Raw genomic sequence first — 11,246 nt, forward strand, 5'->3', positions numbered from 1 at the left:
AAGTAAATCAGAGTAATTAATAATACTAATCCATTTTAATCGTTGCTATTAAAATGGATTAGTAGGCCACTTAGGCTATAGGATAAATAATGATGAAAATGAATGTTGCGTGTGCAAAGTTTCCCAATATAGCGTTAGTTATAGGTGTTTTATTTGCTGCTATTGCAACCTTAATGGTATTTGGGTGTTCCTTAGGGTTTTGGGATGCAATAACAGGATTTAGAGCAAGTAATAATTATAATAATTTATTAGGCTACAGCGTACTTGCTTTAGCACTACTTTCATTAATATACAGCGTTAAATACCATATAAATAAAGGGATATTAAAGTCAGTAATTACGCTTCTAATTGGCTTAGGTATTTTAGCCCCGAGTGTTATTAATATTTTTAGCAACTCTGAAAAATTTCCACCAATACATGACATAACCACTAATATTGAACAGCCTCCAGAGTTTGAGTTTTTAATCGAAAGTCATGAGGGTAGAAAAAACTCATTAATTTATGGCGGCGATAATATCGCAAAACAACAGAGACAAGCTTACCCAAATATTCAACCAATTCAATCAGAGCTAAGTGTTGAGGGAGCGTACCTTCATGCGCTAAATACGGCTTATGAAATGCAGTGGAAAATTGTTTATCAAAACCCAAGTCTACTCAGTTTTGAAAGCATTGCACAAACCCCTTTTTTTAACTTTTCAGATGATGTAATTGTAAAGATCACTGCTTATAAAAAAGGAAGCCAAATTGATATTCGCAGTGTGTCGCGTATTGGTCGGGGTGATAGGGGGGTTAACGCTAAGCGTATTCTTGAATTCATTAAACTATTTAAAACAAACACTTATTAATTTTTATTACCGTTTATTACATTGCTATTAATTTAACGTTGTTTAAGGATTCGATTCTAAATGAAAAAATATATTTTTGCTGTGGTACTTTGTTTACCTAGCTTATTTATTATGAAAACTGCGAGTGCAGATAACTTGTTAGAAGTTTATGAAGTTGCTATTGCTAACGATCCGACTGTGTTAAAAGCAAAAGCTGACGCTGAGGCGCAGTCTTACGAAAGTGATACTGCAATGAGTGCTTTGTTACCGCAAATTGGTTTAACCATGGGTTATACAAAAAGTAACTCAACCTCATTTCAAAGTGTGGGCGATTTAACAAATCAAGTTGAGGTGCAAAGTGATGCTGATGCGTTCTCTCGGGGCATTACCTTAAGTCAAACTCTATTTGATTTAGGAGCATGGAACACATTAGATATTGCAGACAAACAAGCACTGCAAGCAACCGCTCAATACGACGAAGCTAAGCAAAATTTAATCGTACGCGTTGCTCAAGGGTACTTTAATGTATTAAGTGCACTTGATGATCTTGAGTTTACTCAGGCCGAAAAGCGTGCAATAAACCGCCAGCTAGAGCAAACAAAACAACGTTATGCCGTTGGGTTAACAGCTATTACAGACGTACATGAAGCACAAGCGCAGTACGACAACTCGGTCTCTCAAGAGATCATTACGAGTAACTCAGTCGAAACAGCCCGTGAAGAACTGCGTGAAATAACAGGTAAATATCATGCAAAGCTAAGCTTTTTAAATACAGATAATTTTTCAATGGTTAAACCTGTAAAACGTTCAAACGATTTTGTTAAAGTAGCCCAAGGAAAAAACATTAGCTTACAAGTCTCCAAAGTAATGGTTGGCATAGCTAAACAGCAAATTAAATTAGCACAAGCTGGGCATTATCCAAAGCTTACATTAGATGCAACATACGGAGATTCACTCAGCGATGGAACTATTAACAATGTAAACTTTAACGACCAATCACGCAGTGACTCAAGTTCTGTAGGTATTAACCTTAGCGTTCCTTTATATTCAGGTGGTGCGACCGCAGCTGCAACGAACCAAGCGCGCGCATTTTATGTATCTGCAAGCCAAGATCTAGAAACAAATCTTCGTGCAGTGACACGCTCTATAATAATATCTTATAACCAAGTTGTATCTGATATTGCAACGTATAAAGCACTAGAACAAGCTGTTGTTTCAGCGCAAAGTGCGCTAAAAGCCACAGAGGCGGGCTTTGAAGTAGGTACTCGAACTATTGTTGACGTACTCGTTAGTACACAAAGCTTGTATGATGCAAAACGTAACTTAGCCGATGTGCGTTATCAATATGTGCTATCGACCCTTAGCTTAAAGCAAGCAACAGGGACACTAACAGGCGATGATTTAGTCGCAATTAATGAGGGCTTAAAAGCGCTCTAGGCACTTATTTTGTGTTCAAATAGCAAGTGTATAATAAGTTAAATATGAGCAATTAATATCGAATCTACATGGCAAGATTAATGGAAGAGATGAAGTATGGAATGTCTTATCCAAAATAGCGCCTAGATATTAAGCCCCAGTGAAGTGCTGAGTTCTACATCTTCAGGTTATTTAGTATATAAGGTGCAGGCAGGTTTCCATGGCGAAATTCAGATCCTTATTTTGGCATATGGCTACCATTAATAGGCGGTTTAATTCATGGTAAAAAATGGAATCTACCTGGTTTATTATTGCTCACATAATTACTTAGTTTATACACATTAATAGTGCCAAAAGTGATTAAAGTTTGCCAAGAATAAATACGCCATTCACTCTAAGAGAACGGCGTGAACATCATATATTCAGCTTTTTATATTATTTATTGCAGCATAAAGGTTTCGTATTCTAGCTCTTCAAATTGCTTTGAAAGCCAAAATAATCCGACTACCGAGGTAATTATAGTGGCTAATGCAAAGCCATAACCATAAAACTGCGGGCCTAAGGCTATTGATAGTAAAGTTAAAACAATATTTATTAGTAAAAATAACCCAGCTAAAAAAAGTACTGTTGAGCGTTTATCTAAATAAAACAAAACATTTAAAATAGATAAAAATATAACCTGTACGCCTACACCGACCACATCAATAAATACTAACGTTTTATAGTTGGGATCAATACCAATAAAAGTCAGTATCTGTTCACCCCATAATAATAAGCATGTTTTAGTTAAGTATTTCGGCGCTGGTATAAATCTGTTCATTATCCAGCACATAGTTTGGGATGACTTTTCGGCTGGTGGCTGGGTCTGTTTACATAGGAAAAAGAAAGGCTAGTTCACAACTTAGCTTTTAAGAAAACTTAACCACTCATCAGGCTCAGCTAAAATAAATTCAATATTGTGATTTTCTTGGGTTGTAATTTTAATACTGTTGCGGTTAATGGAAATTATGTCAGCAGCTTTGGTAGAAGACTTTTCAACGTGGACTATTGATTCCAGTTTAATTGCATATGAGCCTAATTGAAGCTGCTTATTTAACGCTTTAAAATGCAGTAAGTGGTCAGTTAAAGTTAAACGGCCATCAGCTTTAGCTACACCTAACTGCAATGTCGCGTAGCAACTTTTAAGTTGAGTTACTTTGTCTAGTGCTGCATTCATTTTCGCTCCATGATGGTCACATGTTGTTATTATTTTTTAGAGTGTAATTGGCTAATTTAAATGTGTCAATAATGTAAAATAAATGTTTTTATCTGGTCGTTTTTGCTCATATTATAAAAAATATCGTTGTTTTTTATCTTTAATTTGTTGTTTTTTAAGTGATAAGTAGGCACTGATAGTCAGTAACACTTGAAACAACGATGAGATTATAATTATATTTGAATTCAATGTTCTAGATAAGTTATTAGCTAAATTTAACTCTGTAACCCAGGCCAAAGTAAGCATTAAAATTAAAGCTATATGTAAATAGCGTTGTAAACTTATTTTAAAGGTGAGGTTTTTCCAATAGCTTAAAATAATTAACATAACGCTAATTATTGGCACAATAATAATAAAGCTAAAAATAGAGCTGTGTTTAGCCGGTATAATGCTCTGATTTGCCTCAATATGATTACAAGCATTAACAAGACTTGCTAAAAATAAAACGTTAGTTGCTTTTATTATTTTTTTAACATGCTGGTTTTCTTAGTTAAAATTAGTGAAACGAGGTTGTACTTAATGCCATGAGCAAACGCAGCTTTTGGTACAAAGCTGGCTTGATTGTTTATAAATAAAAGCAAGACTAGACCGAATAAGTTTCAACCCTTTAAGGTTAACAAGCCCTAAGCAAGCTTACCCATGTGCCATGATCAACTCTTTTGCGTTTGCTCGGGCGGTTTTACTTATGTTGTCGCCTGCGAGCAGCCTTGCTATTTCATCAACTCGGCCTGCTTTGTTCAATGGCAGCATGTGGGTAAAGGTTTCGTCATTAGCTATTTCTTTGGCAACAAAAAATTGTTGATGAGCAGAGCTTGCAACTTGCGGTAAATGAGTAACGCAAATTACTTGTGTGGATTGTCCTAACTGGCGTAATAGCTTACCAACAGCTGAGGCGGTTGGACCTGAAATACCTACATCCACCTCATCAAAAATAAGCGTAGGTGTAGTTACTTTTTGCGCTATTATCACTTGAATAGCTAAGCTGATACGTGACAGCTCACCACCCGATGCAACCTTTGAGAGCGGCTGTAGGGGTTGTCCGGGGTTGGTTGATACTAAAAACGATACGGTATCAAACCCTAAGCTGTTTGGGGGGCGCCCAGGCTGAGGTGTCAGGGAAATTTCAAATACGCCATTTTCCATTGATAAATGCGCCATGCTTTCGCTAATAAGCGTATTTAATGTTTTAGCAGCTATTAGGCGGCTATCGCTTAATGCTTGAGACGCTTTGATATATAAGTTTAAAGCGTGTTCAATTTCGCATTCAAGCTCAGCCAATCGGGATGAATTATTACTGATTGATTCTAGTTCTTGTGCAATATCTTGGTGAAAATCAACCAATTGTTCGGGCTTTATATGATGTTTGCGGGCTAAATCCATCGCGCCTGTTAAGCGTGTTTCAACTTCATCTAGCCGGGCAGGATCAAGATCGCTTTGTTCAGTGTAGCCACGTATTTCTCGGCTGGCTTCTTCAACTTGTACCGCAGCCTCTGCTAGTAGTGCTGCAACGCTTGATAGGTTTTCGTCGTAATTAGCTAGTTCAGCGAACTGTTGGGCGCTGTGTTGTAATAGTGAGCAGGCATTTTGCTCATCACTTTCATACAGTGCTTGTAGCTCACGTTGGCAGGCTTCTATTATTGTTTGACTATGGCTTAACTTATAATGCTCGGCTTCAATTTCTACAAATTCATCTGGTTGTAGTGCAAATTCATCAAGCTCAGCAACTTGATATTCTAGTAGCTGTTTTTGTGCCGCTTGCTGTTGTTGTTGCTGCTCAAGCCGGGTAAATTCTTTTTGTAAAGACTGGTATTCATTGCAGCTATGACGTACTGATTCTATGAGTTCAGAGTGGCCTGCATATTCATCAAGGAGCTGCAATTGGTGCTCGCTTTTTAATAAGTGTTGATGCGCATGCTGGCCATGGATTGAAATTAAATATTGGCCAAGTTCTTTAAGCTGTGTAGCTGTGACAGGACTGCCGTTTATATAGCTTTTACTACGACCATTTTTACAAATAACACGCCTGAGCAAGCACTCTTGCTCGTCATTTGAGAGCATGTTTTCTGTTAAAAATGCGTTAGCAAGAGGGAGTTGAGTGAGGTCAAACTCGGCGCATATTTCGGCGCGGTCAGAGCCTGGGCGAACGGCTGAGGCTTCAGCGCGCTCACCTAAGCACAGTGATAAAGCATCAATTGCAATTGATTTACCTGCGCCCGTTTCGCCAGTTATAGCGCTCATGCCGGCGTGCCATTCTGTGCTTAAGTTACTTACAATTGCAAAATCTTTAATTTCTAAACCAATTAACATACTGTTCATCCATCCAGTCATTTAACTGTCAATTTATACAGTGTTTTTACTTTTTGCAAATTAAATTTCAGCTTTTATACAATGAAAGTTACTTTTTTGAACGCTATATTATTCAATTTTTTATTATTATCAAGAGCATCTGAGCATAAAGAAGGTATTTTAAGCATGGTAATTAATACAGGGAAAATTTAGTTATAAAACACTTTATTAAAAGTAATACCGGTTTGAATTCGCTTTGCAAAAATGCCTAGACGTTGCGTTAGTTCGTCGTGTGTATCTGTGAGGTAGGATTTGGTTAGTTCATTGCTTGCCTGTTTTGTTTGCTAGGTTATTAAATAAGACCCAAGCAAGAAGGTAGAGGCAATAGAGCAAAAAACTTCAAGCGGATATTGTTATTATTTTTTGCTGATAACGAATGGTCATTTTTAGGTGTTTTGCGCTAAAGGGTTAGTTAGCGCAATAAAGTTAGTATAAACGGCTGCCCCAATTTAATTTGGTACGCAATACATGATAATAAGAGTAGTCTTTTGGATGAATAAGCCTTAATTTTTTATCGGCTTTTTTTATCACTACTTCATCACCAGGTAATACTGCAAGCACCACGTGACTATCACAACTGACTTGCAAGCTGTCGGTGTTATCAAGGCTGAGTTTTAAACGTACTTCGTTATCGGCATCAATTACTAGTGGGCGACTTGATAAGGTATGTGGAAACATTGGTACTAACGAAATCGCATTTAATTCAGGGGTTAAAATTGGCCCGCCTCCAGAAAGAGAGTAAGCAGTAGAGCCCGTTGGAGTAGAAACAATTAAGCCATCAGATCGCTGAGAAAACACAAAAGCGTCATTAACAAAAGCCTCAAATTCAATCATATGCGCTACTTTATCGGCATGTAGTACGGCTTCGTTAACAGCCGAATTTGCACTTTTAAGCTCAGCATGGCGGTATACTTCAACTTCTAATAAGAAGCGATTTTCTTCAATGTATTGGCCGCTTAGTACTTGCTCTAGGCTTGCTTCAAAGCCTTCTGGGTCTAAATCAGTTAAAAAGCCTAAGTTGCCTCGGTTAACGCCAATAACCGCGACATTAAAACGCGCTAATACGCGAGCTGCGCCCAGCATATTACCATCACCGCCAACCACAATAGCTAAATCGGCTTGTTCTCCAAGCTCTATTAATTTAACTAGCTTTTGGCGTGGTACATCTTTCAACTGATGGCCGGTACGTTGTTCAACTATTACCGTAAACCCGAGCGCATTTAAGAATGTATATAAACGCTGTAATGTTGCAGCAGCATTTACATGATTTGGTTTGCCTATTAAGCCAATTGTTTTAAACGGTGATTCCATGTTAAATACATCATTAGTATGAATATCAGTAGAGTAACGTAAAACGAGCAGCTTTGAAAATACAGATTTTACACTTGAAAAAATCTTTTCAGCCCCGATATACGTTGTATGCATAAAGATGTAGATACCATGATTTTAAATCCACGCGATCAACAAATATTTTCCGCCGTTATGAGCATGTATTGCAACGGTGAAGGCCTTCCAGTGGCATCAAGCCGGATTGCAAAACAAAAAGGTATGGCTGTGTGTTCTGCGACAGTAAGGAGTGTTATGGCACGTCTTGAAAAAGTAGGGCTTTTATATTCACCGCATACATCAGCGGGGCGTGTGCCTACCAATGCCGGCTTTGACTATTGGCTGGATGAGTTCTTTCCACTTGCTGAAATTGCCAGTTATTGGGAACCTAAACAAGCTGAACTTGTTGAGCTTGCTCATGGTTTGAGTCAACGCTATCAAGTATGTTGTTGTGTGGGATTACCGCAAGTGAGCTCGCAGCAAGTATTTAGAGTAGAAGTACTTGATTTTGATAGTAGCGATTGGCTTGTACTTATTCTTGACAGAGCCGGGCAAAGCCACAATATTTGTATTCATAAACCTGATGATGCAAGCGATACGGTTCGTTACCATTTTGCAACGTGGCTGAATACTGTATTTAGTCAGCAAACTTTAATGGAAGGTTTGTATCGCATGCAAGCGATGGCGAATACGGCACCACGAAATTGTCATTCATCATTGAATCAGTGGACGAGGGAATTAAGCCATAAACTGGGATCCGACAACAGTATTGTGGTGGGAGAGCATTACCTTTATAAAAAAATTGATTGCGAGCAAAATTTAAATATTGGTGTTTCTTTTTTAAATTATGTTGAAGATAAACTGGCCTTTAGGAATGGTTTGTCGGTACTCGGTGCTGGACAACTTCCTTTTAGTGAGTGTGATGAGTTAATTACGATAAGTGTTCCTTATTTTCAAAACCAAGGATACCAAAGCCGCTTTTGTGTTATTTGCCCTAAATCGGCGCAAATTGAAGCAATCATCCAAGAATTTAAACTAATCGAGTCGATGAGTACTTGAATCTTTTCATTCAATCCCCATAATTACCGCAGTTATAAAGAATTGGAGTAAATTAATTATGTCTGAGCAGACAAAGACACCAGAGCAAGAAGCACAATTAAACGAAGAGTTTGAGCAAATGCAAGCAGAGGTTGATGCTGCCGTTGATGCAGCAGATGGTGTTGAAAATGAAGAAGCATCAAGCCCAGAAGCTGAAATCGCTATGCTATATAGCGAACTTGAATCGGCTAAACAAACAATTTCTGATCAAAAAGATGGTGTTGTGCGTGCCGCAGCTGATGTTGAAAATATACGTCGTCGTGCAGCGCAAGATGTTGAAAAAGCACATAAGTTTGCACTTGAAAAATTTGCCAACGAACTACTACCAGTAATTGATAATCTAGAACGTGCGATTGAGTTTTCGGATAAAGAAAACGAAGCATTAAAGCCGTTACTTGATGGTATCGATATGACAGTTAAGAGCTTTAATGAGGCGGTTGCTAAGTTTGGTGTTGAAATTGTTAACCCAGAAGGCGAGCAATTTAACCCTGATTTTCATCAGGCGATGTCTATTCAGCCAAGTGATGATGTGTCAGCAAATACGGTATTAGCTGTTATGCAAAAAGGTTATACATTAAATGGTCGTTTATTACGCCCTGCAATGGTGATGGTATCTAAAGCCACTGACGCTTAGTTTGCTTTTTTAAATGTGTCTGGTTAAATAAGTTTATAAAATGCCCGTTAAATACGGGCATTTTTTTTCTCTCGAGCACGATGCAAAAGCTGAGCAATTAAGGTAAGTACTAACGCGCTAAACATTAAGCTTGAAAAAGGTACCGCGTTTTGTGCATGCATCAGCGCAAGTATTGGTCCAACTAACGCACCACTACCAAACCGTAAAGTACCAATGACTGCGGTTGCGGTGCCTGAGTTTTTCTCAAACTCCATTAAAATAAGTGCATCTGCGTTACTGGCTATTACCCCTAAGCTCATCATTAGTGGTGCAATTGCGGCAACTACATAAAATAACGGGAAGCGCAAAATACTAAAAGTAAGTAAGGTACTGCCGGCGATAAAACCAACTGTAAGCCCATAATAAAGCATTTTACGTGAGCCAATACGCGGTACTATACGGGTATTTAAAAAGTTACCAAACATGAGTGCCATGACATTAAAAGCAAACAGTACACCAAATAGTTGCTCTGAGACTTTAAAGTAATCAAGATAAACAAAAGGTACAGCGGTTAAAAAGCAAAAAAAGCCAAACGATACAAACATTGAGCTGGCAATATCAGCGTGAGCCCCTTTATTTTTAAATACCGTTTTGTAGCTATCAAAAAATAATGCAAAGCCTTTTAATGGGCTTTTAAAAATAGGGATATCAATAAGGTAAATTTGTACAAAGACTAAAATAGCCAAGCTGTAGCTTGCCAGAACCAAAAAGATAGTTTGCCAATGTGAAAAGCCCATAATAGCTGAACCCACCGTTGGGGCTATAAGCGGTGCGACCATCATGATCATCGAAACATACGACATACCCTTTGCAGTGTCTTTTTGGTAAATATGACGAATAATGCCGGGAACGACAACCGTTGCTGCGGCGCCAGTAAATGCTTGTAAAATGCGCAGACCCCAAAATAAATGAATGTCGTTACAAAAAGCCAGTGCCAATGAACTAATCGCGAAACCAATTAAGCCTATTTTTGCAAGTACACGGCGGCCAATTTGATCAGCGATGGGCCCAAAAAATAGCATGCCAAGAGAGTAACCGGCTAAATATAAACTGAGAGATATTTGCACGTTTGGCATATCTGTATTGAGATCATTTGCAATCACTAGCATGGCTGGCAAATACATATCAATTGCCAAAGGAGTAATAGCAACAATACTTGCTAATAATGGCAGTAAAAGGCGTTTATTAAAAAATGCCGGAGAGTCTTGCATAATCTACTCTAATAAATAAAAGGCTCTTATAGTGTAACAGTACGATGAATGCCTGGGTACTTAGTTTGCCTGCTAAGTTTATTCTTTAGCCTTGCAGTTAAGATGTTCTTTTATTATATATTGCATGGTGATGTTAAATAGTTTTTGGTTTGTTATATTACATTTATTATACATGACTTTGAGTTAATGATTGTTTATTGAGGGAATCGAATGAAAAAATTAGTGTTAGCTGCATTAGCTGCTGCTGTATTAGTTGGCTGTAAAACATCACCAACAGGACGTACTCAGATTGCTCTTTATTCAGATCAAGAGATGAGTGAAATGGGTCAGCAAAGTTTTGCTGATATGAAAAAAAACCAAAAGGTAAATAGCGATCCTAAAGTTAATGCTTATGTAAGATGCATTGCCGATGATGTGATTGCTGTTTTGCCTAATCAATATGCCACTCAAAAATGGGAAGTCGTGGTTTTTGAAGAGCCATCAGCAAACGCATTTGCCTTACCCGGTGGTTTTATAGGTGTGCATACCGGATTACTAGATGTCGCGGTAAATCAAGATCAAGTAGCGACTGTTTTAGGGCATGAGGTCGGGCATGTAATAGCTGAGCACTCAAATGAGCGTGTATCGCAAAATTCATTATTACAAACAGGCATGCAAGTAGGCGGTGCAGCGCTAGATATGGGTAATATTCAATATCGCGGCGAAATAATGCAAGCGCTTGGTTTAGGGGCTCAGTATGGAGTTGTTTTACCATTTAGCCGCTCACATGAGTCTGAGGCGGATGTTATTGGTCTTGATTTAATGGCACAAGCAGGTTTTGACCCTAAAGAGTCTGTTACGCTTTGGCAAAACATGAGTAAAGCTGGCAGCGGTGAAACGCCAGAGTTTATGTCGACTCATCCTGCACCGGGTAATCGTATTAAAGAGCTACAAGCCAAAATGCCAGAAGCGCTTAACGAACAAAAAGCAGCGAGCGGCAAAGGTAAAAACCCACAATGTACATTATAGTTAATAGTTATAAACTCTGCTTGAGATAGACTGTATCCAGAGTTTAGGTTCTTTAGGTAGTAATAAAATGAAAAAGCCTGTGAACATTG

The 11,246-nt window shown here is 38.3% G+C and carries 10 protein-coding genes; 5 read left to right on the forward strand and 5 right to left on the reverse strand.

Annotated elements, in window-relative coordinates:
- Positions 1-89: 89 nt before the first annotated feature.
- Both ACT3RM_RS15005 and tolC read left to right on the forward strand, forming a co-directional pair.
- Entirely contained in the window at positions 90-845 is a 756-nt protein-coding gene (locus ACT3RM_RS15005; RefSeq protein ID WP_441993318.1) for a DUF1499 domain-containing protein, read from the forward strand.
- Positions 846-905: 60 nt separating this feature from the next.
- Positions 906-2,261, forward strand: coding sequence for an outer membrane channel protein TolC (gene tolC, locus ACT3RM_RS15010; RefSeq protein ID WP_441993316.1), 1,356 nt, complete (start codon positions 906-908; stop codon positions 2,259-2,261).
- Positions 2,262-2,679: 418 nt separating this feature from the next.
- On the opposite strand, the gene pelG is transcribed toward tolC, so the two are convergent.
- The 4 genes from pelG to nadK form a co-directional block, all read right to left on the reverse strand.
- On the reverse strand, positions 2,680-3,060 hold the full coding sequence (gene pelG, locus ACT3RM_RS15015) for an exopolysaccharide Pel transporter PelG (RefSeq protein ID WP_441993314.1): 381 nt from the start codon (positions 3,058-3,060) through the stop codon (positions 2,680-2,682).
- Between the two features lie 81 nt (positions 3,061-3,141).
- Positions 3,142-3,456 (reverse strand): GRAM domain-containing protein, encoded by a 315-nt coding sequence (locus tag ACT3RM_RS15020; protein WP_441993312.1) that lies wholly within the window; start codon positions 3,454-3,456, stop codon positions 3,142-3,144.
- A gap of 672 nt (positions 3,457-4,128) precedes the next feature.
- Complete coding sequence (gene recN, locus ACT3RM_RS15025) at positions 4,129-5,802, reverse strand: DNA repair protein RecN (RefSeq protein WP_441836322.1); 1,674 nt, start codon at positions 5,800-5,802, stop codon at positions 4,129-4,131.
- Between the two features lie 465 nt (positions 5,803-6,267).
- On the reverse strand, positions 6,268-7,152 hold the full coding sequence (gene nadK, locus ACT3RM_RS15030) for an NAD(+) kinase (RefSeq protein ID WP_441836323.1): 885 nt from the start codon (positions 7,150-7,152) through the stop codon (positions 6,268-6,270).
- A gap of 108 nt (positions 7,153-7,260) precedes the next feature.
- On the opposite strand from nadK, the gene ACT3RM_RS15035 reads away from it, so the two are divergent.
- On the forward strand, positions 7,261-8,226 hold the full coding sequence (locus tag ACT3RM_RS15035) for an HrcA family transcriptional regulator (RefSeq protein ID WP_441836318.1): 966 nt from the start codon (positions 7,261-7,263) through the stop codon (positions 8,224-8,226).
- 58 nt (positions 8,227-8,284) lie between these two features.
- Complete coding sequence (gene grpE, locus ACT3RM_RS15040; protein ID WP_441836319.1) at positions 8,285-8,899, forward strand: nucleotide exchange factor GrpE; 615 nt, start codon at positions 8,285-8,287, stop codon at positions 8,897-8,899.
- Positions 8,900-8,946: 47 nt separating this feature from the next.
- Here the strand turns inward: grpE and ACT3RM_RS15045 are convergent, their stop codons facing one another.
- Positions 8,947-10,149 (reverse strand): Bcr/CflA family efflux MFS transporter, encoded by a 1,203-nt coding sequence (locus ACT3RM_RS15045; RefSeq protein ID WP_441836320.1) that lies wholly within the window; start codon positions 10,147-10,149, stop codon positions 8,947-8,949.
- A gap of 210 nt (positions 10,150-10,359) precedes the next feature.
- On the opposite strand from ACT3RM_RS15045, the gene ACT3RM_RS15050 reads away from it, so the two are divergent.
- Positions 10,360-11,157 carry a M48 family metallopeptidase gene (locus ACT3RM_RS15050; protein ID WP_441836321.1) on the forward strand — a complete coding sequence of 266 codons (798 nt, stop codon included), beginning with the start codon at positions 10,360-10,362 and terminating at the stop codon, positions 11,155-11,157.
- Positions 11,158-11,246 lie beyond the last annotated feature (89 nt).

This window comes from Pseudoalteromonas sp. AOP7-A1-14 (genome assembly GCF_052376275.1).
GTDB lineage: Bacteria > Pseudomonadota > Gammaproteobacteria > Enterobacterales > Alteromonadaceae > Pseudoalteromonas.